Origin of the sequence: Streptomyces sp. NPDC015130 (genome assembly GCF_043080005.1) — a bacterium.
Classification (GTDB): domain Bacteria; phylum Actinomycetota; class Actinomycetes; order Streptomycetales; family Streptomycetaceae; genus Streptomyces.
The window spans coordinates 179775-203816 of sequence record NZ_JBIBVC010000003.1; the positions used below are offsets into that span (position 1 = coordinate 179775).

Below are 24042 nucleotides of genomic sequence, written 5' to 3' on the forward strand. Positions count from 1 at the left end.
GACGATCCCCGGTTCGGAAACCGGGGATCGTCGCCTAGATTCCGCCTCCCCGAGAGACCGGAGGGCTACCAGCCGGAAGGCTTTGCGGTGCCCAGGGCGCGGGTGACGGTGATCTCGATGACGACCCGGTTCGGGTTCACCCGCGGGGCCTTGCACCGCTCGGCGTACCGGCGCTCGGCGTCGGCCACGGAGGTCGGGTCGTCCCCGATGATGGCGGTGCCTTCGAGTGAGCACCAGCGCCGGCCCTCGGCCTGTCCCACGGACACCACGGCGTCGACGCCGGCCGCTTGGGCGGAGCGGTGTTGCGCACCTTCTTGCTGCCGTCGCTGATGACGCGGGCGATCCGGCTCTCGGCGTCGTACGTGACGCCGACCGGGACAGGTGAGGGGTGCCGTCCGGCCGGAGCGTGGTCAAGAAGCACGTCCGCTGCTCCTGCCAGAACATCTCACCGGCGCTGCGCCCGCGGTCGTGGTGCGGCTGCCGGAAGCCGAAATGGGGGGGGCGATCGTGGTGCGGGCAGGGTGGCTCGCCGGGTGCCATCCGGCGTCTCGAGGACGTCATGTACTTCTCCGGCGGCTACGAGCGGCGGGACGTCGAGGTGCTGCAGGATCGTGTGGATCAGGGCGACAGGGGTGCCGGCCGTGATGGTGGCGTGCCAGAGGCGGTGGCCCACCGGCCCGTCGTACTCGGCGATCGTCCAAGCGATGTCGGTGCGGTGCCGCGCTTCGTGGCCGAACTCGACCCGCGCGGTGAGGGATGTGTGGGAGGCGATCGTCGTCTCGTCGAAGGGGCGGTACCTCTCCCACTGGCGCTCCTCATCGAACAGGGCCGCGAGGAACGCCTCGTGCTCGCCGGGCTCCGCGACCGGCGGCTCGGCCGCAGGTGCGGGGACGCGCTCGGTGGTGGCCGGGAGCTTGGGTTGATGGCGCGCGCGAGCTCACGGCGGGTGCGAAGCCGTCGCTCGCGAGTTCCACGCGGGCCGAGGGGTTTCGAGCGGGCGGCAGGCAGCGAGCCGGCTTCTGAGACGGTCGAGCGTTGCCCGGCCGATGGCCAAAGGGACCTTTTCCATGAACCAGAGCGATGTCGGTGCCCGACAGGTCGGTGGTGCGTGGACGCACGTCGTCAGTGTGTGCAGAGGGGTCTCCCGCATGTTTGATGGTCCATCAGGTAAGTCGGCAATCGGTCAGCATGAGTCGCCGGGCGTTCCCGGAGGATTGCCTGAGCAGGCGTCGGTGACGGCGCGAAAGGCCAGGTGGGGACCCGTCTCGCCTGATCGGGGCGATGTTCCTCACAAACATCGTTCGCCGCGTGCCGGTGTACAGTCGAGACCGCCCTTGACCTGCAGAAAGCAGGCAGGGAGCCGTCTCAGAGGAGTCCAAAGTGCTGCGCACTCTGTTCAAGTCCAAGATCCACCGGGCCACCGTGACCCAGGCCGATCTGCACTACGTCGGCTCGGTCACCGTCGACGCCGAGCTGATGGAGGCGGCCGACCTGCTGCCCGGTGAGCTCGTGCACATCGTCGACATCGACAACGGGGCCCGGCTGGAGACCTACGTCATCGAGGGCGAGCGGGGTTCCGGCGTCATCGGGATCAACGGGGCCGCCGCGCACCTCGTGCACCCCGGCGACCTCGTGATCCTCATCAGCTACGCGCAGGTCGAGGACGCCGAGGCGCGCTCGTTCACCCCGCGTGTGGTGCACGTCGACGCGGACAACCGCATCGTGGAGCTCGGGGAGGACGCCTCCGCGCCCGTCCCCGGGAGCGACACGGTCCGGGCCCCGCACGCCGTGCCCGCACGGAGCTGAGCCGAGGGGAGGGCCGCCGCACGGCCGAGCGCCACCCGGGCGAGGTCCCCGTCCCTCCGGCGGGCGTCACCCGCGCCGCGAAGCGCCGGCCGAAGGCCATCCCCGGCCTCCGGTGACCCCCGAATGAGGGGACCCGGCGGGCGAACGCCCGTCCGCCGGGCCACCCTGGGGAGGGAGGATCCCGACGACCGAGAGGTCCGTGATGACCCACCCCTTCCCCGATCCGCAGCCCTCGCCCGTACCGCCCCCGGTGCCCTCCCCGCCGCCGGTGCCCCCGCCCAACCCCGTACCGGTGCCCCCGGATCCCGTGCCCAGCCCGGTGCCCGAACCCGGCGGGCCCGTTCCGGAACCAGAGCCTCAGCCCCAGCCGGGCCCGGCGGGTCTCCGCCCTCCGTCAACAGGAAGGTGACGGATGAGGCGTGAGGTTCCGCTCGCGCCCTTGTCACGGAGCGTGCGCCACCCCTAACTTGGACGGCTGTCGCTGTGTTCCAAGGGGGGCCCATGGCCGTACGCGGACGTCACCGCCGCCACCAGCCGAGCCGGATCAACCGTGCCTCGCTCACCGTCACCGCCGGAGGCGCCGGCATGGCGCTCCCGCTGATCGGCGCGGGAGCCGTGCAGGCCGCCTCCCTGGACGTCTGGGAGAAGGTCGCGTCCTGCGAGTCCTCCTCCCGCTGGCACATCAACACCGGGAACGGCTACTTCGGCGGCCTCCAGTTCAGCCAGTCCACCTGGGAGAGCTACGGCGGCACGCACTTCGCGCCGCGCGCCGACCTCGCCTCCAAGGACCAGCAGATCGCGATCGCCGAGCGCGTCCTCAAGGGACAGGGGCCCGGCGCCTGGCCCGCGTGCGGGCCGCGCGCCGGCCTCACCCGTGGCGGCGAGGCCCCTGACATCACGACGAAGACCTCGCCCACCGGCGCGAACGCGCCACGGACCGCCTCCCTGCCGGGTCAGCGCGCCTTACCCGAGAAGGCCCCCGCCCGCCGCGCCGATCCCACCACCGTGCCCACCATCCGCGAGATGTACACGGTCACGCCCGGCGACTCCCTCTCGAAGATCGCCCGCGAGGAGCGCGTCCAGGGCGGCTGGAAGCGGCTGTACGAGTCGAACCGGCCCGTCGTCGGCGACGACCCCGACATGATCCACCCCGGCCAGCGGCTCACCCTGCGCATCGCCGCACCGAAGAAGTCCGCCGAGGCGGCCGGGACGGCCACGCCGCCCCCGCGCACCGCGACGGCCCCGGCCGTGAAGCCGACGCCCGCCGCGAAGCCGACCCCCGTCCAGCGCCCGGCGACCAGGACACCTCCCGTGGCGAAGGCCCCGGCCGCCAAGCCTCCGGCCACCAAGCCCCCGGCCGCCAAGCCCGTGACTCCCAAGGCGCCCGCCACCAAAGCGCCGGCACCCCGGAGCACTCCCGTCTCCAAGCCCGCCACGAAACCCGCCGCGAAGCCCTCCGCCAAGCCGAAGGCCAAGCCCGTCAGCCGGCCCGCGCCCGCCTCCAAGCCCAGGCCGAAGCCCGCCGCCGCCCCGGACAAGGACAACTACTCCGCTCCCGTCGCCGCCGGCATCGGCACCAGCTACGGCACCCGCGGCTCCTCGTGGTCCAGTGGCTACCACACCGGAGTCGACTTCCCCGTGCCCACCGGCACCTCGGTCAAGGCCGTCGCCGACGCACGGGTCGTCTCCGCCGGGTGGGGCGGCGCGTACGGCTACCAGGTCGTCCTGCGCCACGAGGACGGCCGCTACAGCCAGTACGCGCACCTCTCCGCCCTCACCGTCCGCGAGGGGCAGCGGGTCCAGGGAGGCCAGCGCATCGGACGCTCAGGATCGACCGGCAACAGCTCGGGACCGCATCTCCACTTCGAGGTGCGGACGGGTCCCGGGTACGGCTCCGACATCGACCCGCTGGCCTACCTCAGGGCGCGGGGCGTCTCCATCTGACACCGACAGGCCCTGCGGCGGCACCGTCATGCGGTCCAGGGTGAGCTGCACCAGGCCGCCCGCCGCGACCGCGCCGCAGATCAGCGCGGCGACGGTGCCCCCCGTGCCGTAGCGGAAGCTCTCGCCGAACAGCGTGAGGCCCACCGCCGCCGCCACCACCGGGTTCACCACGGTGACCGTGGCGAGCGGCGCGGCCAACCCAGCGCCCCGGTACGAGGCCTGCGAGAGGAGCAGCCCGGTCACGGCGAGTGCCGAGAGGACGAGCAGCCCCGTCCACTCGGAGAGCGGGGCGGCGGAGGTCCACTCCTCGGCCACGGACTTGGTGAAGACCGAGGCCATGCCGAAGGAGACACCGGCCGCGGCGGCCAGGATCACGCTGCGCAGCACCGACCGCCCGACCAGGTGGGCCGCCGTGAACAGGACGGCGACCACGGCGGACGTGCCCGCCGCGAGCAGCCACCGCTCCCCGTCCGCGAGCGACTGCGCGTCGGAGCCGTTCGTGAGGCTCAGCAGGCCGGCGAGGCCGACCGTGGCCATGAGGGCGCCGCGCCAGGCCCGCCGCCCGGCCCGGCGGCCGACGAAGAGCGCCGCCATGGGCAGCGCGAAGACGATCGTGAGCGCGCCCAGCGGCTGGACCAGGCTGAGCGGACCGTACGCGAGCGCGGCCACGTGCAGGGTCGCGCCGAGACCGTTGAGCAGGACGGACACCCACCACGCCGGGCTGCGCAGCGGTGCGTAGCGCGGACCGGCGGCGGAGGCCGCGACCCGCTCCTGCACGATCGCGGCGGCAGCGTAGGCCACCGCCGAGACCAGGGACAGGAGCACGGACAGCAGGAGTGGGCTCATACCTTCCACGATCTCTCTTCCGGGCGGATTCGGCGTCGTACCAGGGAACGCTTCGGGCGGTACCGCCGTCGCAGTACACGGCGTGCGCGTACGACCGGAGATGTACGCCGCCGCAGGTCGGAAGGGGTGGAACGGGATCATTCCGGGCGTCCCCTCCCGGTGCGGAAGAATCATGGAGGGGCGGCCGGCCCCGGCACGGAACCGAGGAACCCGGGGGCGGGCGCGTGGGAGCAGAGCTGGATCTCGTCGAGAGCGGATCCGTGGGCGGATTCTTCGCCCTGCGGACCGCCGTGCCGGAGACCGGAGGGCAGCACCGTCCCCTCGCCCTGCTGTACGCGGGGGAGGACGGCCCCCTCACCGCGCGCGTGGACCGGGTCGCCGCCCGGCTCCACGCCCCCGAGCGGCGCGTCGGGGCCTCCGTCGCCCACCTCGGCCTCGCGGCCCGGCTCTGGTCGACCGCGCTCGGCCCGGCCGCGCTGTACGGCGCCTTCCCCGGCCTCGCCCCCGGCGAACTGCACTGGGACGGGGCCCTGACCTCCCCCGACGACCTGTGGTGGTCCGGTACGGAGACCCGCCCCGCCACCGTCGACGCCCTCCGCGAGGCCGTCCAGGAGGTCCACCTCGTCCCGCTGCACGCGGCGCTGCGCCGCGACGGCCGGATCTCGCCCCGGCTGCTCTGGGGCAACGCCGGCTCCGCCCTCGCCGGCGCCCTGCGCGAGCTCACCCGCTGGGCCCGCGCGCGCGACCGGCCGGAGGTCGCCGAGCGGGCCGCCGCCCTCGTCTCCGGGCTCCTCGACCACCCGGACCTCGCCGGCACGGTCCGCGGCCCCCGGATGCGGCGCTCCAGCTGCTGCCTCTACTACCGGTGTCCCGGCGGCGGCCTGTGCGGGGACTGTGTCTTCGACCACGCCCCCCGAACGGGTTTGGAGCGGCGGCCCCCCGCTCCGTAAAGTTGGGTCTTTGAAAGCCCGCGAGCGGCGACGTACGAGCGAACGAGGAACCCGAAGGCCATGACGGTGACCGAAGAAACCCAGGACTACGGGCCGGGTGTCGACCCCGAGCGCCTGGCCGTCTGCCTCAGCGTCCTCGACGAGCTCGACAAGCTGGACGTCGACCACCCGGACGCGATCATGGTCCGGCGCGCCACCGCCGGCATCTACCGGACCGTGAAGCAGCGCCGCCGCCAGGAGCGCCGGGCCGCCAAGACCGCCAACGACAAGGCGGTCACCGAGGCCACGGCCACCGGCTCCGCGCAGCGCATCGACGACGAGACCGAGGGCATCCTGCCCTCCTCGATCACGGAGGAGGGGCGGATCGCGGGGATACTCCAGCGTCCGCGCTCCTGCTACGTCTGCAAGACGCGCTTCGTCGAGGTCGACTACTTCTACCACCAGCTCTGCCAGCCCTGCGCGCAGCTCAACCGGGCCAAGCGGGACGCCAGCGCCGACCTGACCGGCAAGCGCGCGCTGCTCACCGGCGGCCGCGCCAAGATCGGCATGTACATCGCGCTGCGGCTGCTCCGCGACGGCGCCCACACGACGATCACCACGCGCTTCCCCAAGGACGCCATCCGCCGCTTCAAGGCCATGGACGACTCCGCGGACTGGATGCACCGCCTCGAGGTGGTCGGCATCGACCTGCGCGACCCGGCCCAGGCCGTGGCCCTCGCCGACCAGATGGCCGAGGCCGGGCCCCTGGACATCCTCATCAACAACGCGACGCAGACCGTGCGCCGCCTGCCCTCCGCCTACGCCGCCCTGGTCGACGGCGAGAACGCCCCGCTGCCCGCGGGCGAGCTCCCCGCCCACCACGTCATCGGCGCGTTCAACTCCGGCGCGGTCGGCGAGCTCGTCAGTGGCTCCTCCCTGCCCGCCGGCGTGAGCGGCCTGGAGGCCCAGCAGGTCGCGGACCTCGCGCTCGTCGCGGGCAACGCCACCATCGCCAAGCACCTCGACGGCACCGCGATCGACGCCGGCGGCCTGGTGCCGGACGTCGTCGAGACCAACACCTGGGTGCAGAGCATCGAGCAGATCTCCCCGGTGGAGCTCCTCGAGACCCAGCTGTGCAACTACACGGCGCCGTTCATCCTGATCAGCAAGCTCCGCCCGGCGATGGCCGAGGCCGCCAGGAAGGCGGCCAGCGGGCGCGCCTACGTCGTCAACGTGTCGGCGATGGAGGGTGTCTTCAGCCGTGGCTACAAGGGCGCCGGGCACCCGAACACCAACGCGGCGAAGGCCGCGATGAACATGGTGACGCGGACCAGCGGCCAGGAGATGTTCCAGACCGACGGCATCCTCATGACCTCGGTCGACACCGGCTGGATCACCGACGAGCGTCCGCACTTCGACAAGCTGCGGCTGGCCGAGGAGGGCTTCCACGCCCCGCTCGACCTGGTCGACGGCGCGGCCCGCGTGTACGACCCGGTCGTGCGCGGCGAGGCCGGCGAGGACCTCTACGGCTGCTTCCTGAAGGACTACTCGACCGCCAACTGGTAGGCGACGGGTCCCGCCCCCCGGGTCGTACCGCGACCTTCTGCCGTTCCGAAAAGAGCGCTCTACCAGCCGGTAGAGCGCTCTTTTCGGCTTCGTTCACTCGAACGCATCACACTTGTGAGCCCGGTAGAGCGCGGACGCGCTCATTTGGTTACTCTGATGTTCACGGTCGGCCACCGAGGAGACACACCTTCCTCACGGCCGGTCCGGGGAGCGGCCTGCCACCAAGGCCGCGGTCCCGCCCGATGAACGGCGCCACCGCGACCGACGGCACCAAGTCCCCATTGGTACGCGACACAAAGGAGTGCGCGGTGACACCCGAACTGACCAAGCAGGAACCGAGACCGGCCGAACCCCAGGAGCGGCCCCGCCGGAACGGCGAACTCGGAAGCCTCGACGTGTGGGCCCACGCGGCCCCGATCCGGCTGGCGGGCTACGAGGACGACCTCGCCGAGCCCCACATCCTGCCCGGTATCGACTGAGCGTCCGGTGCCCTGACCGCCCTGATGTGGCCGTCGCCCTGTCCGGTGCCCCCGGCCGCCTTCCGGCCGGGGGCACCGGCGCGTCCGCCGCGCGTACCCGTACGGGTACGGGTACGCGCCCGTCACCGGTGTGCGTCCTCCCGGAGCCGGATCGGCGGCATGTACTCCCGCAGCAGCGTGCGGTCCCACCAGGCCCCGGTCGAGCGCAGCTCGCGCCAGGTCGTGTACCGGTACCGGTAGAGCCGGGCGCGGACGTGCGTCGGCGGCGCGTCGGGGAACGGGTTGTGGGCGAGCAGCCGCAGCGTGTCGCGGTCGCCGTCGAGCAGCCGCTCCATGAAGGGCCCGAACCAGTCCCGCGCGTATCCGGGGGAGAGCGCGGCGAACCACATCAGCCAGTCCAGGCGAAGGTGGTACGGGGCGAACTGGCGCGGCAGCCTGCGCAGGTCGCCGGGCTTGCCCCGGAAGCCGTACTCCCGCCACACCGTGCCCTCGTGCGGGGCGGGGTCGTCGGTGCCCTCGATCACGATCTCGTCCCGTACGCGGCCCACCGTGCCGAAAGCGCCGTACGTGTTGACCAGGTGGTACGGGTCGTAGGAGCGGTTCATGGCCTGGTTGCGGGAGAGCAGGTTCCGCACGGGGCGGTAGCTCCGGTACAGGACGAAGGCGGTCAGCGCGACGACCACGACCACGTACCAGAGCGGCGGGTCCGGTCGTGGGTGCTCGCCGGTGAGCGCGGAGGCGTCCACGACGGAGACGGCGAGCACGACGGTCAGCCAGTTCAGCCAGGCGAAGTTCCCGGAGAGCACCAGCCACAGCTGTGTCGCGATCATGAGGCAGGCGGCGATCGTGGCCACCGGCTGCGGGGTGAAGAGCAGGAACGGCACGAAGAGCTGGACGACGTGGTTGGCCCCCGCCTCGACCCGGTGCAGGGGGCGCGGGAGGTGATGGAAGAACCAGCTGAGCGGGCCGGGCATCGGCTGGGTCTCGTGGTGGTGGTAGAGGCAGGTCAGGTTCCGCCAGCAGCGGTCGCCCCGGATCTTGATGAGACCCGCGCCGAACTCGACCCGGAAGAGCAGCCAGCGCAGCAGGAAGAGGACCAGCACGGGCGGCCCCGTGTCGTCGTTGCCGAGGAAGACCGCGAGGAAGCCGGTCTCCAGGAGCAGCGACTCCCAGCCGAAGGCGTACCAGGTCTGGCCGACGTTCACGATCGACAGGTACAGCGCCCAGAGCGCGAGCCACAGGAGCATCGACACCGGCAGCGGCACGGCGTCCCCGGCGCCCGCCACGAGGGCCAGGGCGATCGCGGCCCCGGTCCAGGCGACGGTTGCGTACAGCCGGTCGGAGTAGCGCCAGTGGAAGAGCGAGGGGGAGTGGCGGGGCCGGACCCTTCGCACGTACTCCGGGACGGGGAGCATGCCGCGCTCGCCCGTCAGCGCCCGGAACTGCAGGGCGGCCGACAGGAAGGCCACGCAGTACAGCCCGGCGAGGCCCCGCTGGAACACGATCCGGCTCAGCCAGAGGTCGGGCGCGGTGAACCACTCCATCGCTTCCAGTATCGGCCCGGGGTCAGGCCCTGACGAGACGCCGGAGGGTGCGGCCGAGACGGCGGGCGTACGCTCGCTGGAGCACGGGGACCAGCGGCCCGGCGAGCCGGGTGTACCAGGCGGCGGGCCGGCTGAACGCGGTGACCGTGAACCGGACCGCGCCGTCGGGTGCGAGGTCGACGACGAAGGACTCCTCGCCGCGCTCCGGGTGCCCGGCCAGGGTGCCGTAGGCGAAGCCGGTCCGGTCGTCCTCGTACACCGTCCAGATCACCTCGCAAGGGACGCCGAGCCGGACGCGGCCGATCCCCGCCGACACCTCCAGGCGGGCGCCGGGCTCGGCGCGGGCGGCCTCGCTCTGGACGGTCGCCCCGGAACGCCGGTGCGCGCGCCAGGTGGTGACGGCGGCGCCGGCGGTCTCGAAGGCGGCCCGGCCGTGGCCGACGACCGTGCTGTGCCGCAGGTGGTGGTAGCCCTCGGGGAGGTCCTCGGGGGAGCGGGTGGCGCCGACCTCGCGGTAGGTGAGGCCCGGGCGGGGGCGTGCGGTGCGGGAGAGGCCGTTCGTGAGGCGGGTCATGCCGGGAGCTCCGTTCGCGGGTGGGCCGGGTGGGTCAGGAAGGGCGGGTGGGCCAGGTGGGTTGGGCGGGTCAGGAAGGGCGGGTGGGCCGGGTGGGTCGGGAGGGGCGGTGTGGGCCGGTCCGTGGGGCCTCTGCGGTCCGCGGGTTCGTTGTGGTCCGTACGGGCCGTGGGGCCTGTGCGGTCCATGTGGGCCGTGTCGTCGGTCCGGAGGCGGCGTCGGGCGAGGAGGGCGCAGACCGTGAAGCCGAGGGCGTTGCCCAGGCCGTGTGTGGCGGCCGTCCAGGTCAGGCCGAGGTGCGGCAGGCCGGTGGCCTCGCCGAGCGCCCAGCTCAGCGCGAGCAGCATCGTGCCGACGAGGACCAGGGCCGAGACGGCGAGCAGCGCTCGGGTGAGCCGGCCGGTCGCGAGGTCGCGGCGCTCGCGCAGGGTCAGGACGGCGACCCCCGCCATCCCGGCCGTCAGGACGACCGCGCCGGCGAGCTCGGCCCAGTCGTCGACGAAGTAGCCGGCCAGGACCAGCAGCGTGCCCGCCGGGACGCTGAGCGCGGCGAAGCGGGCGGTGGGGCCGTCGTCGGCGCGGCAGACGAGACCGGCGACCAGCGCGGCGGCGAAGCCCGCGAAGTGGAAGTGCGGGACGGTCAGCGCGAGGAGGTCCAGGTCGAAGCCGAAGAGCGGGTACGAGGCCCGTTCGGCGACGAGCGCCAGGCCGGCCACCGAGGGGGCGGCCAGCGCGGTGAGGACGGCGACCTCTCTGGGGTGCAGGGAGCGGGTGAGCACGAGGCGGGCCGGCGCCTGGAGCGCCAGTGCCACGGTGGCCAGTGCGTAGACGGCTGCGAGTCCGGCCGAGACTCCGGCGCGGGGCAGCCACAGGGCCAGCGCTCCGGGGACGGCGAGCAGCGGCCAGGCGCGCCGCAGCCGGTCCAGGCCCGGAGGCCTGGGCCCGTCCAGGAGCGCGAGGCCCGTCGGCACCACCCAGAACATGCCGATCATCACGACCGGGTTCACCAGGATCGACAGCGTGGTCACCGGACGCCCCCAGACTTGAACGTGTTCAACTGTCGACCCGAGCGTAGAACCTTTCTTGAACGTGTTCAAGTGGCGCGTTCGGCCGGCCGGGTGCCGACCGACCCGGTCGGCCTGCCTCCGCTTGCGGGGCACCGGGGGCTGCGACAGACATGAGGGACCGGCCGGAACCGGGCGCCGGGCCCCGGACGGGACGACGACCGAGACGACGACCGGACAGCCGTCGAGACAACGGGAGAACCAGGTGCGCACACCCCAGCGGCGCCGGACACGGCGAACGCCCACCGCGATCACCGCGACGCTCGCCTCCGCTCTCCTCGTCGCCGGCTGCTCCTCCGACGAGCAGGGCGGCAGCCACGGCGAGCAGCCCGCGGCCGCCTCCCAGGAGATCCACCTCCAGTCGGTCACCGCACGCGGCCCCGACCCCTTCACCGCGTCCACCGCACGGATCACCGGCCGCCCGGCCGTCCCCGAGCGGGACCCGGAGGCCGCCTCCGTCCAGCGGATCCGCGAGATCACCGGCTCCACCCCCGGCCTCTACGGCGGCACCCGCTCGGAGGCCAGCTGCGACGTCGAGCAGCAGGTCTCCCACCTCGCCGGCGATCAGGGCAGGACGCGCGCCTTCGCCGAGGCCGCCGGCATCCCCGAGGCGAACGTCCCCGGCTGGCTGCGCGGCCTGACGCCCGTCGTCCTGCGCGCGGACACCCGGGTCACCAACCACGGCTACCGGGGCGGCCGCGCCACCCCCTTCCAGTCGGTCCTCCAGTCCGGCACCGCGGTCCTCGTCGACCAGTACGGCTCCCCGCGCGTGCGCTGCGCCTGCGGCAACCCGCTCCGCAGCCCGGCCGCCGCCCAGGGGGGCGTCCACCAGGGCGAACCCTGGGAGGGCTTCGACCCCGAGTACGTGATCGTCGTGCGGCCGAACACCACCGTCGTCACCAGCCTGGTCATCGTGAACGCCGCGGACCGGAGCTGGATCGAGCGCCGGACCGGCAGCGACGGGGCGGAGGACCGGAAACCCGCCGTCGAACCGGACTGCGACCCGGACTCGTGCCACCTCGCCGGCACCGTCACGCCGGAGACGCCGGACGCCCCGGAGAGCCCGGACACCGCGCCCCCCGCCCCCGTGAACCCCGAGCCCGCGCGACCCGACACAGCCACGCCGTCCTCGCCGGATCCGGCCGTCCCCGCGCCCGTGGACCCCGGCCCGTCCGTCGAGCCGAACCCCGACGCGCCCCCCGAGCCGTCCGCCGAGCCGCCCTCGGACCCGTACCAGGATCCCTACGCCGACCCGTACGCGGACCCGTACGCGGAGCCCGACACCGACCCGTACGCCGAGCCCCCCGTCTCCCCGCCCGACGTCCCCGAGGGGGAACTGCCGCCCGAGGAACTCCTCCCGTACGAACCGGGGCAGGAGCAGCCCGAGACCTTCGAAGGATGAAGGGGGCGAAGGGGGGAAACGGATCTTCATGGTGCGCGGAGGCGGTGCTGCGCCTAGCGTGGCCTCCATGAACGCGGGTAGAGGGGGCGGGGAGGCGGCCGAACGGGCCGGAGCCCGGATCCTGCACGACTTCGGCTCGGCCTTCCGGATGGGCGGCTTCGACTGGGACCTGCTCACCGGGACGATGGTCATGGACGACGCCGCCCTCGACGTCTTCGACATGGACCGGGCCGAGTACGACGACCGGCCCGAGAGCCTCGGCTCCCGCGTCCTGCCCGACGAGGGCCGCCGGCTCGACACGCTGGTGGCCCAGGCCCTCAAGGAGGGCAGCGACCAGTACGGCGCCTACTTCCGCATCCGCCGCCGCGACGGCAGCCACCAGTGGACCCACACACAGGGCCTCGTCGAGCGGGACGCCACGGGCCGGCCGGTGCGCATCGTGGGCGTGATCCGCGACGCCACCCACGAGCTGACCGAGTCCGCCGCCCGGCTGGGCCTCGACGAGGGACGCCGGCAGCGCGCCGGTGTCGTCGAGGGCACCACGGCCGCCCTCGCCTACGCCCGGACCGTCCAGGACGTCATCGACCTGCTCAACGACTCCCACGCCCTCGAACACTTCGGGGCCGCCAGCCTCGTCATGGGCCTCCTCGAAGCGGGCCGCATCCACCTGGTCGCCGAGGGGCCCAACGGCGCCTTCGTGCCGGGCACCCGCTTCACCCGGGTGGACGAGCCGTACCCGATGAGCGAGGTGATCAGGACCCTGCGGCCCCGGTTCATCGACTCGGCCCGCGACTTCGCCGAGTCCTTCCCCGTGCTCTGGCCGCACATCAGCGGACTCGGCATCACCGCCGCCGCCTATCTCCCGCTCATCGCCCAGGCCCGGCCCATCGGTGCGCTCGGTCTGCTCTACAGCGACAAGACCGGCTTCAGCGAGGACGAACGGACCCTGCTCGTCGCCCTCGGCAGCTCCATCGCGCAGAGCCTCCAGCGGGCCATGCTGTACGAGCAGGAGCACGACCTCGCCGAAGGGCTCCAGCAGGCGATGCTGCCCCGTCGGATCCCCGAGGTGCCCGGAGCGCAGACGGCCGTCCGCTACCGCTCGGCCCGCCTCGGCCGGGACATCGGCGGCGACTGGTACGACGTCATCGCGCTCCCCGGCGGGCGCGTCGGCGCCGTCATCGGCGACGTCCAGGGCCATGACACCCACGCGGCGGCCGTCATGGGCCAGCTGCGGATCGTGCTGCGCGCCTACGCCGCCGAGGGGCACCCCCCGGCCACCGTCATGGCCAGGGCCTCGGTCTTCCTCCACGAGCTCGACACCGAACGCTTCGCCACCTGCACGTACGCCGAGGTCGACCTCGGCACCGGGGTCGTCCAGATCGTCCGCGCCGGCCATGTGGACCCGCTGGTCAGGGAGATCGACGGCAGCTGCCGCAGGCTTCCCGTCGAGGGCGGGCTGCCCCTCGGCCTCTCCGCGGAGTTCGGCCGGCTCGACTACCCCGTGACCGCCCTGGAGCTCGACGCCGGACAGACCCTGATGCTCTACACCGACGGTCTCGTGGAGAAGCCGGGTGCCGATCTCGACGAGGGCTTCCAGTGGCTGACCTTCCTCGTCCGGCGCGGCCCCGCCGACCTCCAGCAGCTCGCGGACCACCTCTGCGACGTGGTCGCCGACCGCGGCGGCGAGGACGACGTGGCGATCCTGCTGCTGCGCCGTCAGGCCGCCTTCGCCCCCCACGGCGCCGGACGGTTCCAGCAGCACGTGGCCCAGAGCGACCCGGAGGCGCTCAGCTCGGCCCGGCACATGATCCGGGCCGCCGTACGGGCCTGGGGCGCGGGGGAGCGCGCCGACGAGATCGAGCTGGTCGCCGACGAGCTGATGACCAACGCGCTGATGCACACCGACGGCGGCGCGATCGTGACCCTGCGGGCCCTGAACGGACCCCCGCGGCGGCTGCGCGTGGAGGTCGAGGACCGGTCCAGCGCGCTGCCCCGGCGCCGCGAGGCGGGGGAGGCGGGCGTCTCCGGACGGGGACTGCTCCTGGTCGACCAGCTGTCGGACGCCTGGGGCGTCGAGTCGCGGGGCGGCGGCAAGTGCGTCTGGTGCGAGTTCACCGTGACGAGCTGAACACCCGGAGACGAGGGACCCGATGTGAGCGACACGAGGTGAACGGCCCCGGGAGAATCATCTGAGGATGTTAACTTAGCGTGAATTGATCGTACTTGACCGTAACTGTCGGTACGCGATTGACTTCGTTCTCCCGCCTCTCCGCGCAGGACGTGAGGACACCTTTGAGCAGCAGCAGCGAGCTACTGGCACCCCTGGACCTGGCCTTCTGGCATCTGGAATCGCCCACCCACCCCCTCCACCTCGGGGCCCTCGCCCACTTCGGGCCCCTCCCCGCCGCCCCGGCCCACGAGCCGCCGGTGGACGTCCTGGACCTGCTCGCCCGCCGCGCCGCCGCCGTCCCCCGGCTCCGGATGCGCGTGCGCGACGTCCTGCTCCCCGTCGGCGGCGCCGCCTGGAGCGCCGACCCGGACTTCGACGTGCGCCGCCACGTCCGCGAGATCACCCTCCCCGGCGCCGACTTCCCCGCCGAGGCCACCCGGATCGCCGCCGAACTCATGGAGAGCCCGGTCGAACGCGGCCTGCCTCCCTGGGAGATGTACCTGCTCGACGGCGCCCCCGATGGCTCCTTCGCCGTCCTCGTGAAGCTCCACCACGCGCTCGCCGACGGCATGCGGGCGGTCGCCATCGGCGCCGGGATCTTCGACGAGATCGCCGCCGGCCGCCCCGCCCGCCGCCCCCGCCCCGTACCCCCGCGCTCCTGGCTCCCCGGCCCCGGCCGCCTCCTCGACCTCGCACGCGACCGGCTCGGCGACCTCGGCCGGGCCGTCGAGGTCGGCGCCTCGGTCGTCGGCTCCTCCGTCGTCCGCGCCGGCCGCCCGGGCGGCCCCGACACCGCGCTCACCGCCGAATCCAGCGGTACGCGCCGGCTCGCGACCGCGACCCTGCCCCTGGACCGCGTCCACCGGATCCGCCGCGCCACGGGCGGCACCGCCAACGACGTCCTGCTCGCCGTGGCCGCCGGGGCCCTGCGCCGCTGGTTCGACGGACGCGGCCTGCCGCTCCCCGGCGCCGACCCGCGGGCGCTCGTCCCCGTCTCGCGCCGCCGCCCCGGTGCCGCACCCGGCGCCGGCCCCGGCAACAGCCTCTCCGGCTACCTCCTCGACCTGCCGGTCACCGAGTCCGACCCGGCGGCCCGACTCGCCGCCGTACGGCAGGCGATGGACCGGAACAAGGCCGCGGGCCCCGCCAGGGGCGCGGGCGCCGTCGCCCTCCTCGCCGACCGGCTCCCCCCGCTCGCCCACCGCTTCGGCGCGCCCCTGGCCTCCGGCGCCGCGCGGCTCCTCTTCGACCTCCTCGTCACCCAGGTGCCGCTGCCCCGCTCCGCCCTCTCCCTCGGCGGCGCCCCGCTCCGCGCGCTCTTCCCCATGGCGCCGCTCGCCCGCGGTCAGTCCCTCGCCGTCGCCATGTCCCCCTACGGGGGACAGGTCCACATCGGACTCGTCGCCGACGGGGAGGCGGTCCCCGACCTCGACGCGCTCGCCGCCGCGTTCACCGCCGAACTGGACCTCCTGGACCCGTGAACGTCACGGCGTGAGACTCACGCCTTGCAGCTCGTGCCGGGGCGGACCTTCGTGAGGGAGACCAGATACGCCTCGACCTTCCGGTCGACGCAGTCGCTACGGCCGTAACCGGTGTGACCGGGGGCGTCGAGCGACAGCAGCATGCCGCCGGGGAACTGGCGTGCCAGGCTCACGGCCTCCCCGTACGGTGTGGCCGGATCGCCCGCCGTCCCCACGACCAGCACCGGAGGTACGCCCTCGGCCGAGACCCGGTGCGGGCGCCCGGGACCGGCCGGCAGGTCCGCGCAGACCAGTTCGCCCGTCACGCCGGTGGTTCCGTAGGCGCCCGCCGCCTTCTCCGCGGGGGCGAGGGCGTCCCAGTAGGCCCGGGCGTCGCGCGGGTGGGGGACGTCGCGGCAGTTGACCGCGATCAGGGCGGCCTCGGCGTTGTCCTCGGGCACGTCGTCCGTCCCGCTGCCGGCCGGACCCTCGGACGCACCGGGCTCCGCGGGTTCCCCGGAGGCTTCCCCGGAGTCCTCCGCACCGGGGTCCTCGGTCTCCTCCTCGCCCGCCGCCAGGGCCGCGAGCCGCGTCCCGTCCCCGCCGTCCGCCGCGGCCAGCGCCTCGGACAGGTCCTGCCACTGCGCCTCCGGGGTGTACATGGACAGGCTGAGCGCCGAGACCACGGCGGCGGCGTCGAGCCCGTACGCGGAGTCGTCGACCGGCAGCGGCTCGCGCCCGGTCCGCTCCAGGAGACGGTCGACCAGCGCGCGTATCTCCTCGGGCGTCGAACCCGGGCAGGCGTCGCCGACCGCGTCGGCGCAGGTCTCGGCGTACTCCTCCACGGCCTTCCGGAACCCCGTGGCCTGGCCGAGCATCCGCTGCCGCCAGTCCAGCGAGGGGTCGACGGCCCCGTCCAGGACCATCGCCCGTACGCGGCGCGGGAACTGCTCGGCGTACGAGGTGCCCAGACTCGTGCCGTACGACCAGCCGACGTATGTCAGCCGCCGCTCGCCGAGGGCCGCCCGCAGCACGTCCAGGTCGCGGGCGGCGTCGTCCGTCCCGACCTGGGCGAGCAGCGGACCACTGGCCGCCCGGCATGCGGAGGCCGTCGCCCGGGCGCTCGTGAGGGCGTCGGCACGTTCGGACGCGGTCCGGGGGTGGAGGGGGGCGACGCCCTCGGCGGCGTCCTCGGCGGTGGCGTCCTCGCCGTTCGGGGCCCTCGTGGAACCGGCGGCCGTGTCGGCGGTCGTGCAGGTCAGGGCGGGCTTGCTCCCGCCGACCCCGCGCGGGTCGAAGGAGACGATGTCGAACCGCTCGCGCACGTCCCGGCCGATGTCCTCGGCGATGCCGTCCTCGATCAGCCGTACCCCGCGCTCGCCCGGTCCGCCCGGGTTGAGCACGAGCGCGCCGAGGCGCTTCCCGGCGACCGAGGTGACGGCCTTCGCCACCGGCAGGACGAAGGTCTTGCCGTCGCCGGGGCGGGAGTAGTCCCTCGGGACCGTGAGCGAGGCGCAGCGGTGGTCGCCGCAGGGCCGCCAGTCGAGCCTCTGGCCGTAGAAGCGCCGCAGGTCGGGGCGGGAGGCGGGGTCGGCAGGGGCGGCCGCGGAGCTCCTCGGCCGCTTCCCGTCCGGGCCGGTGCCGGCCGTACAGGCCGCGAGGGAGGTGGCGCCGAGGACGGCGAGAGCGAGGACGAGGGCCTGCCGGCGGCGGGTGGGGGCGGTGATCACGGAGGACTCCCATGGGTGGTCGGTCCAGGGAAGGATCACGCGCGGATGCTGAGGATTTCCTGAGGGCGGGTGCGGGTGCGGGTGCGAGGGCGTGGGGACGGCGGAAGGGGCGCGGCTGAGGTCAGTCCGCGGTCGTCGGGAGACGGAGGACGAACCTGGCCCCGCCCCGCTCCCCGCGCCCGGCGGTGAGCGTGCCGCCGTGGGCGTGGGCGACCCAGGCCGCGATGGACAGGCCGAGGCCCGTGGACCCGGATCCGCTGCGGAAGCGTTCGAACAGGGCGTCCGCGACCTCCGGCGGCAGGCCGGGGCCCGCGTCCTCGACCGTCAGGGTGCCGTTCCGGCCCACCGTGACCAGCACGTCCGCCGGAAGCCCCGGCTCGTGACCGTGGGCGAGCGCGTTGCCCAGGAGGTTCCCGACCGCCCGGCGCACCAGATCGGGGTCGGCGACCACGACGGTCTCCTCGGCCTCGACCCTGACGCGGTGGCCGGCGGCGGACGCCTCGACGGCCTCCTCGACGACCGCCTCGGCCAACTGGTCCAGACGCAGCGGCTGTCGCGACGGCGTGGCCGTGCCGGACATGAGCCGGGCCCGTGTGAGCAGCCCGTCGACCAGCCGGCCCATGCCCTCCGCCAGGCGCAGCGTGCGCCGGTGCACCTCCGTGCTGTCCGTCTCGCCGCGCAGCGCCGTCTCCGCGAGCGTCCGCAGCGAGGCGGCCGGGGTCCGCAGGTCGTGGGCCGCGTCCGCGAGGAACGCCTCCTGCTGGCCGAGCGCGGCGAGCGCGGGCCGTACCGCCCGCCCCGACAGCACGTGCCCGACGGCCGCGGACAGCAGTACGAGCACCGCGCAGCCGGCCGTCACCACCCACACCAGCCGCCGGTGGTCGGCCCGCTCGGCCGCCGCGTCGGCCGTGGCCACCAGGACGCCCTGCGGTCCCTCGTCCTCCGCCGCCTCCGGCGCGTAGAAGGGCAGCGCGAACACCCGTACCGGCTCACCGTCCGTCGTACGCCGGTCGAAGCCGCGCGCCTCGCCGGTTCGCACGGCGGCCCGCCCCGCCTCCAGGACGACCCCGGGGCTCACCGACAGGCACGGCGCGGAGGGCGCGTGCTGGACCGTCAGACCGGCGCCCGAAGGGTCCGGGGCGTCGCCGGTCACGAGGAGGACGGTCAGCGGCGGGCAGCCGGTGTTCACCGTGTCCGCGAGGACGTCCGTGGCCAGCCGCCCGTCCTCGTCGGTCTCCAGGAGACCGAGGGCCCAGCTGCTGTCCGCGTCCAGCGAGTGGTCGAGCTGCTCCCGCCAGCGGGCGCTGTCGCTCCGCACGGCGAGCACGGCCATCGCGACCAGTCCCACGGCACTGGTCAACGCGAACAGCAGACTGATCCGTCGGCGCAGGCGCAGCACCCGCGCGGTCGGCGTGAGCGGACGGGCCGGGTGCGTCCGGCGGATGCGCCATCGGGGCGGGTGCGGCGGCCTCACCGGGCGTCGTCGGTCGCGAGCCGGTAGCCGACGCCGCGCACGGTGTGGATCAGCGACGGGGCGCCGAGCTTGCGGCGGAGCTGCGAGACGAGGACCTCCAGGACGTTGGACTGCGGCTCGGCCATCTCGTCCCAGCAGCTCTCGATCAGCTCGGCGCGGGAGACCGCCTGGTCGGTGCGGGCCGCGAGGACTTCGAGGACCGCGAACTCCCTGGTGGTGAGGGAGAGCAGCACCCCGGCCCGGCGGACGTGCCGGCGGGCGGTGTCCACCTCCAGGTCGGCGACGCGGTGCACCGGTGGGCGCACGGCGGCGGAGCGTCGGCACAGGCTGCGCACGCGCGCGACGAGTTCGGGCACGGCGAAGGGCTTGACGAGGTAGTCGTCGCCGCCGCTCGCGAAGCCCTCCACCCGGTCCGCGACGGTGTCGCGCGCCGTGAGGAACAGCACGGGCACGTCCCGGCCGCCGCGCCGCAGCTCCTCGACGTAGGCGGCGGCGTCCCCCGACGGCAGCATCCGGTCGAAGACCGCGCAGTCGTACGCGGTGACGAACAGGGCCTCGTCGGCCCGGGGCAGGTCGGCCGCCTCGTCGACGGCGAGCCCGGCGGCCCGCAGAGCGGCGGCCACCCCGAACCGGAGGTCTTCGTCGTCCTCGACGAGCAGTACACGCACGTCATCCACCCTAGGGCGTGTTGCGAAAGTCCCGCCTGCCCGACGGCGCCTGGCACGCACGCTCGCCGCGTTGTCGGGATCGCCCCGATACGTCCAGTATCGGGGCGACCCTCCGCCTTGCGATCGCACGCACCAGACGCCGTCGGGCCCGCCCTTCGGGCGGCCGGCGCTACTTTCGCAACACGCCCTAGGGCCCTGTCGTCAAACTCCCGCCTGCCCCGCGACGCCATGCACGCACTCTCGCCGCCCTGAGCGTGCGGTGCCCGCGGGCCGCCGCGCGGTCCCGTCCGGCGTGCGGCAGGGTGGAGCCATGCCCGAACTGCCCGAGGTGGAAGCGCTGCGCGAGTTCCTCGACGCGCATCTGGTCGGCAAGGAGATCGCCCGCGTCCTGCCCGTCGCGATCAGCGTGCTCAAGACGTACGACCCGCCCCTCACCGCCGTCGAGGGTGCCGAGGTCACCGCCGTCGGCCGGCACGGGAAGTTCCTCGACCTCACCACCAGCGGCGCGGCCGGCGAACTCCACCTCCTCGTCCACCTCGCCCGCGCGGGCTGGCTCCGCTGGCAGGATCCGCTGCCCTCCGGGCCGCCGAAGCCGGGCAAGGGCCCGCTGGCCCTGCGTACCGCGCTCACCGGAGGCGACGGCTTCGACCTCACCGAAGCCGGCACCACCAAACGCCTGGCCGTCCACCTGGTCCGCGACCCGGGCGAGGTGCCGGGCGTCGCCAGGCTCGGCCCCGACCCGCTCGCCGAGGAGTTCGGCCCCGAGGCCTTCGCGGCCCTCCTCGCGGGCGAACGGCGGCAGATCAAGGGCGCCCTGCGGGACCAGAGCCTCATCGCGGGCATCGGGAACGCGTACAGCGACGAGATCCTCCACGCCGCGAGGATGTCGCCCTTCAAACCCACCCAGAACCTCACCCCGGAGGAGACCACCGCGCTCTGGACGGCGATGCGGACCACCCTCGGCGAGGCCGTCGAGCGCTCCCACGGACTGGCAGCCGGCCGCCTCAAGGCCGAGAAGAAGAGCGGTCTGCGCGTCCACGGCCGCACCGGCGAGCCCTGCCCGGTGTGCGGGGACACCATCCGCGAGGTCAGCTTCAGCGACTCCTCCCTCCAGTACTGCCCCACCTGCCAGACCGGCGGAAAGCCGCTCGCCGACCGGCGCATGTCGAAGTTCCTCAAGTAGCCGCGCGGGGGGTCCCACTACACTCCGCCGCATGCTGCGCGTACTGGCCGTCGACGACGAGGAACCCGCCCTCGGGGAGCTGCTCTACCTGCTCCGCGCCGACTCCCGGGTGCGTACCGCCGAGGGCGCGGGCGACGCGACCGAGGCCCTGCGCAGGATCGGGCGCGCCCTGGAGACCGGGCCCGACGGCGACGACGGCATCGACGTCGTCTTCCTCGACATCCACATGCCCGGCCTCACCGGCCTCGACGTGGCCCGGCTGCTCGCCGGTTTCGCCCGCCCGCCGCTCGTCGTCTTCGTCACCGCGCACGAGGGCTTCGCCCTCCAGGCCTTCGACCTGAAGGCGGTCGACTACGTCCTCAAGCCGGTCCGCCGCGAGCGCCTCGCCGAGGCCGTCCGCCGCGTCCACGAGCTGGTCCACGCAGCGGCCCCGGTCCCGTCCGCGGCGCCCGCCGCGCCCGAGCAGATCCCCGTGGAACTCGGCGGGGTCACCCGCTTCGTCCCCGTCGACGACATCGCGTACGTGGAGGCCCACGGCGACTACGCCCGCCTCCACACCGACCACGGCAGCCATCTCGTCCGCATCCCGCTGTCCACCCTCGAAGAGCGGTGGGCCGCCCGGGGCTTCGTCCGCATCCACCGCAGCCATCTCGTGGCCCTCGACCGGATCGACGAACTCCGGCTCGACGGAGGGGCCACCTCGGTCCGGCTCGGCGACACCGACCTCGCCGTCAGCCGACGCCACGCCCGCCACCTCCGTGACCTGCTGATGCGCCGGGCCGGCGGCTGACCGCACCCCCTACCGGCGCCGATCGGCATCTGCCTACACTCCACGGGCCTGGGGCCTGTCCCAGCAGCCAGTCAGAGAGCGGACGCCGATGCCGGAGCCCCACCCGCCGCGCAGACCCCGGCGCGAGACCGTCACGTACGCCTCGGCCCATGGAGCCCATGGAACCGGCGGAGCCCACGGTGCCGTCCCCGGGCCCGGCCGGCGGCCCCCCGCCCACGCCCCGGCCCGCTCCGAGATCGACGAGCAGACCACCCTCGGGCACACCTACGTCCGCTCCCTGATGCGCAGCCAGCTGCGTGCCGCGCTCACCGCCCTCGGCGCGCTCGCGCTGTTCGTCGGCCCGCTGCCCCTGCTGCTCGCGCTGCCCGCGCCCGAGGCGCTGGTCTGGATCGTGCTCGGCGCCGGGGTGTACCCCGTCGTCTGGGCCACGGCCCACTGGTACGTCCGCCGGGCCGAGCGCAACGAGCGCGACTTCACCGGTCTCGTCGAACGGTGAAGCACCCCGCGTGAACCAGACCTACGCCGTCGTGGCCGTCACCGCCGTCGTCCTCGCGACCGTTCTCATCGGCGCCCTCGGCCTGCGGATCTCCCGCACCACGTCCGACTTCTACGTCGCGTCCCGGACCGTCCGGCCGGGCCTCAATGCCGCCGCCATCAGCGGCGAGTACCTCTCCGCCGCCTCCTTCCTCGGCATCGCCGGCCTCGTCCTCGTCCAGGGCCCCGCCATGCTCTGGTACCCGGTCGGCTACACCGCGGGATACCTCGTCCTGCTCGTCCTCGTCGCCGCCCCGCTCCGCCGCTCCGGCGCGTACACGCTCTCCGACTTCGCCGAGGCCCGCCTCGAATCCCGCCGGGCCCGCCGCCTCGCCAGCCTCTTCGTCGTCGGCATCGGCTGGCTCTACCTGCTGCCGCAGCTCCAGGGCGCCGGGCTCACCCTGGAGATCCTCACCGGCGCCCCCGACTGGGTCGGCGGGCTGCTCGTCGCCCTCGTCGTCACCGGCACCGTCGCGGCGGGCGGGATGCGCAGCATCACCTTCGTCCAGGCCTTCCAGTACTGGCTGAAGCTCACCGCCCTGCTCGTCCCCGCCTTCTTCCTGCTCGCCGCCTGGTACGGGGACGGAGCGCCCCGGGCCCGCTTCGACGCCCCCGCGGTCCTCCGCGAGCACACCGTCGTCCGGGTCGCCGACACGGTGCGGATCGGCCTCGACGCGCCGCTGACCGTCACCGTCACCGGTCGCGTCGACGCCGTCCCGTACGAGCGGCGGACCGTCACCCTCGCCCCCGGCACCCACCACGTCCTCGCCGGCACCGAACTCGCCTTCGCCCCGGGGGCGGTGCTGCCCGAGCGGGCCGCCAGCGGCGCCGACCCCCTCGGCTGGTCCCAGCCGCTCGCCGGGGGGCACGACGGACACCAGCTGTACGCCACGTACGGACTGATCCTCGCGACCTTCCTCGGCACCATGGGCCTGCCGCACGTCGCGGTCCGCTTCTACACGAGCCCCCACGGCCGCGCGGCCCGCCGGACCACCCTCGTCGTGCTCGGCCTCGTCGGCGTCTTCTACCTCCTGCCGCCGCTCTACGGAGCCCTCGGCCGGATCTACGCCCCCGAACTCGCCCTCACGGGCTCCGCCGACGCCGCCGTGCTCGTGCTTCCCGAGCGGATCCTCGGCGGTCTCGCCGGCGAGGTCCTCGGCGCGCTCCTCGCGGGCGGGGCCTTCGCCGCCTTCCTGTCGACCGCGTCGGGGCTCACCATGTCCGTCGCCGGCGTCCTCACCCAGGACGTGCTGCCCTCCAGGGGGGTACGCCACTTCCGCCTCGCGACGCTGCTGGCCACCGCCGTGCCGCTCGGGGTCGGCGTGGTCGCGTCCAAGGTGCCGGTCGCCGACGCCGTCGGCCTCGCCTTCGCGGTCTCCGCCTCCTCCTTCTGCCCGCTGCTCGTCCTCGGCATCTGGTGGCGGCGGCTCACCCCACCCGGTGCGATGGCCGGGCTCCTGCTCGGCGGCGGCTCGGCGCTCGCGGCCGTCATGGCGACCCGGGCCGGGCTCGCGCCCGAGGGCTGGGCCCACACCCTGATGGCCTGGCCCGCTGTCTGGTCCGTGCCGCTCGGCTTCCTGACGATGGTCCTCGTCTCGCTCGCGACCCCCGCGCGGATACCGCCCGGCACCCCGGCGCTCCTCGCCCGGCTCCACCTGCCGGAGGAGTTCACCGGCACCGTCCCCGCCCAGGAGGCACGCCGATGACCGGCCCCGCTCCTTCCCGGCAGGCGCCGCGACGACCGTCCGCCCCGACGCGGGAGGGTGCGCGGATGACCGTCCCCGCCCCGACGCGGGAGGGTGCGCGGATGACCGTCCCCGCCCCGACGCGGGAGGGTGCGCGGATGACCGTCCCCGCCCCGACGCGGGAGGGTGCGCGG

Annotated in this window: 20 protein-coding genes and 1 pseudogene; 12 read left to right on the forward strand and 9 right to left on the reverse strand. The window is 74.3% G+C overall.

Annotation, left to right across the window (positions count from 1 at the left end; genetic code table 11):
* Nucleotides 1-65 precede the first annotated feature (65 nt).
* The gene (locus ACF08F_RS07150; RefSeq protein WP_392297484.1) at nt 66-260 is read right to left on the reverse strand and encodes a hypothetical protein; all 195 of its coding nucleotides are present in this window, start codon (nt 258-260) and stop codon (nt 66-68) included.
* A 185-nt stretch (nt 261-445) separates the two neighbouring features.
* Complete coding sequence (locus tag ACF08F_RS07155) at nt 446-826, reverse strand: DUF317 domain-containing protein (protein ID WP_392297757.1); 381 nt, start codon at nt 824-826, stop codon at nt 446-448.
* Between the two features lie 554 nt (nt 827-1380).
* On the opposite strand from ACF08F_RS07155, the gene panD reads away from it, so the two are divergent.
* Both panD and ACF08F_RS07165 read left to right on the forward strand, forming a co-directional pair.
* A complete protein-coding gene (panD, locus tag ACF08F_RS07160) occupies nt 1381-1806 on the forward strand; it encodes an aspartate 1-decarboxylase (protein ID WP_392297485.1) in 426 nt (141 codons plus the stop codon).
* A 501-nt stretch (nt 1807-2307) separates the two neighbouring features.
* A complete protein-coding gene (locus ACF08F_RS07165) occupies nt 2308-3750 on the forward strand; it encodes a transglycosylase family protein (protein WP_392297486.1) in 1443 nt (480 codons plus the stop codon).
* Here the strand turns inward: ACF08F_RS07165 and ACF08F_RS07170 are convergent.
* Nucleotides 3631-4596: a DMT family transporter gene (locus tag ACF08F_RS07170; RefSeq protein ID WP_392297487.1), complete on the reverse strand. Its 966-nt coding sequence runs from the start codon at nt 4594-4596 to the stop codon at nt 3631-3633. The genes ACF08F_RS07165 and ACF08F_RS07170 overlap by 120 nt on opposite strands.
* 236 nt (nt 4597-4832) lie before the next feature.
* On the opposite strand from ACF08F_RS07170, the gene ACF08F_RS07175 reads away from it, so the two are divergent.
* The 3 genes from ACF08F_RS07175 to ACF08F_RS07185 all read left to right on the forward strand — a co-directional run bounded on the left by ACF08F_RS07175 (nt 4833) and on the right by ACF08F_RS07185 (nt 7570).
* Nucleotides 4833-5546, forward strand: a complete 714-nt coding sequence (locus ACF08F_RS07175; RefSeq protein ID WP_392297758.1) for a (2Fe-2S)-binding protein — start codon at nt 4833-4835, stop codon at nt 5544-5546.
* Between the two features lie 60 nt (nt 5547-5606).
* Nucleotides 5607-7091, forward strand: coding sequence for an SDR family NAD(P)-dependent oxidoreductase (locus ACF08F_RS07180; RefSeq protein WP_392297488.1), 1485 nt, complete (start codon nt 5607-5609; stop codon nt 7089-7091).
* Nucleotides 7092-7399: 308 nt separating this feature from the next.
* Entirely contained in the window at nt 7400-7570 is a 171-nt protein-coding gene (locus ACF08F_RS07185; RefSeq protein ID WP_392297489.1) for a hypothetical protein, read from the forward strand.
* A 122-nt stretch (nt 7571-7692) separates the two neighbouring features.
* Here the strand turns inward: ACF08F_RS07185 and ACF08F_RS07190 are convergent, their stop codons facing one another.
* From ACF08F_RS07190 to ACF08F_RS07200, 3 genes and pseudogenes are all read right to left on the reverse strand, one after another.
* Nucleotides 7693-9114, reverse strand: a complete 1422-nt coding sequence (locus tag ACF08F_RS07190) for a lipase maturation factor family protein (protein WP_392297490.1) — start codon at nt 9112-9114, stop codon at nt 7693-7695.
* Nucleotides 9115-9136: 22 nt separating this feature from the next.
* On the reverse strand, nt 9137-9688 hold the full coding sequence (locus ACF08F_RS07195) for a DUF1990 family protein (protein ID WP_392297491.1): 552 nt from the start codon (nt 9686-9688) through the stop codon (nt 9137-9139).
* Nucleotides 9689-9861: 173 nt separating this feature from the next.
* Nucleotides 9862-10707, reverse strand: a pseudogene (locus ACF08F_RS07200) (YndJ family protein); the annotation flags it as partial.
* 250 nt (nt 10708-10957) lie between these two features.
* Here ACF08F_RS07200 and ACF08F_RS07205 point away from each other — a divergent pair.
* From ACF08F_RS07205 to ACF08F_RS07215, 3 genes are all read left to right on the forward strand, one after another.
* Entirely contained in the window at nt 10958-12154 is a 1197-nt protein-coding gene (locus ACF08F_RS07205) for a DUF6777 domain-containing protein (protein ID WP_392297492.1), read from the forward strand.
* Between the two features lie 148 nt (nt 12155-12302).
* Entirely contained in the window at nt 12303-14282 is a 1980-nt protein-coding gene (locus ACF08F_RS07210; RefSeq protein WP_392297759.1) for a SpoIIE family protein phosphatase, read from the forward strand.
* A gap of 164 nt (nt 14283-14446) precedes the next feature.
* Nucleotides 14447-15805 carry a wax ester/triacylglycerol synthase family O-acyltransferase gene (locus ACF08F_RS07215; protein WP_392297493.1) on the forward strand — a complete coding sequence of 453 codons (1359 nt, stop codon included), beginning with the start codon at nt 14447-14449 and terminating at the stop codon, nt 15803-15805.
* A gap of 17 nt (nt 15806-15822) precedes the next feature.
* Here the strand turns inward: ACF08F_RS07215 and ACF08F_RS07220 are convergent, their stop codons facing one another.
* The 3 genes from ACF08F_RS07220 to ACF08F_RS07230 all read right to left on the reverse strand — a co-directional run bounded on the left by ACF08F_RS07220 (nt 15823) and on the right by ACF08F_RS07230 (nt 19656).
* Nucleotides 15823-17553, reverse strand: a complete 1731-nt coding sequence (locus tag ACF08F_RS07220) for an alpha/beta fold hydrolase (protein ID WP_392297494.1) — start codon at nt 17551-17553, stop codon at nt 15823-15825.
* A gap of 82 nt (nt 17554-17635) precedes the next feature.
* Complete coding sequence (locus tag ACF08F_RS07225; RefSeq protein ID WP_392297495.1) at nt 17636-18874, reverse strand: sensor histidine kinase; 1239 nt, start codon at nt 18872-18874, stop codon at nt 17636-17638.
* Nucleotides 18875-18984: 110 nt separating this feature from the next.
* Nucleotides 18985-19656 carry a response regulator transcription factor gene (locus tag ACF08F_RS07230; protein ID WP_392297496.1) on the reverse strand — a complete coding sequence of 224 codons (672 nt, stop codon included), beginning with the start codon at nt 19654-19656 and terminating at the stop codon, nt 18985-18987.
* Nucleotides 19657-19966: 310 nt separating this feature from the next.
* On the opposite strand from ACF08F_RS07230, the gene ACF08F_RS07235 reads away from it, so the two are divergent.
* From ACF08F_RS07235 to ACF08F_RS07250, 4 genes are all read left to right on the forward strand, one after another.
* A complete protein-coding gene (locus ACF08F_RS07235; RefSeq protein ID WP_392297497.1) occupies nt 19967-20839 on the forward strand; it encodes an Fpg/Nei family DNA glycosylase in 873 nt (290 codons plus the stop codon).
* 31 nt (nt 20840-20870) lie between these two features.
* Nucleotides 20871-21629, forward strand: coding sequence for a LytR/AlgR family response regulator transcription factor (locus tag ACF08F_RS07240; RefSeq protein ID WP_392297498.1), 759 nt, complete (start codon nt 20871-20873; stop codon nt 21627-21629).
* An 88-nt stretch (nt 21630-21717) separates the two neighbouring features.
* Nucleotides 21718-22125, forward strand: coding sequence for a hypothetical protein (locus ACF08F_RS07245; RefSeq protein ID WP_392297499.1), 408 nt, complete (start codon nt 21718-21720; stop codon nt 22123-22125).
* 10 nt (nt 22126-22135) lie between these two features.
* Nucleotides 22136-23869, forward strand: a complete 1734-nt coding sequence (locus ACF08F_RS07250) for a cation acetate symporter (RefSeq protein ID WP_392297500.1) — start codon at nt 22136-22138, stop codon at nt 23867-23869.
* Nucleotides 23870-24042 lie beyond the last annotated feature (173 nt).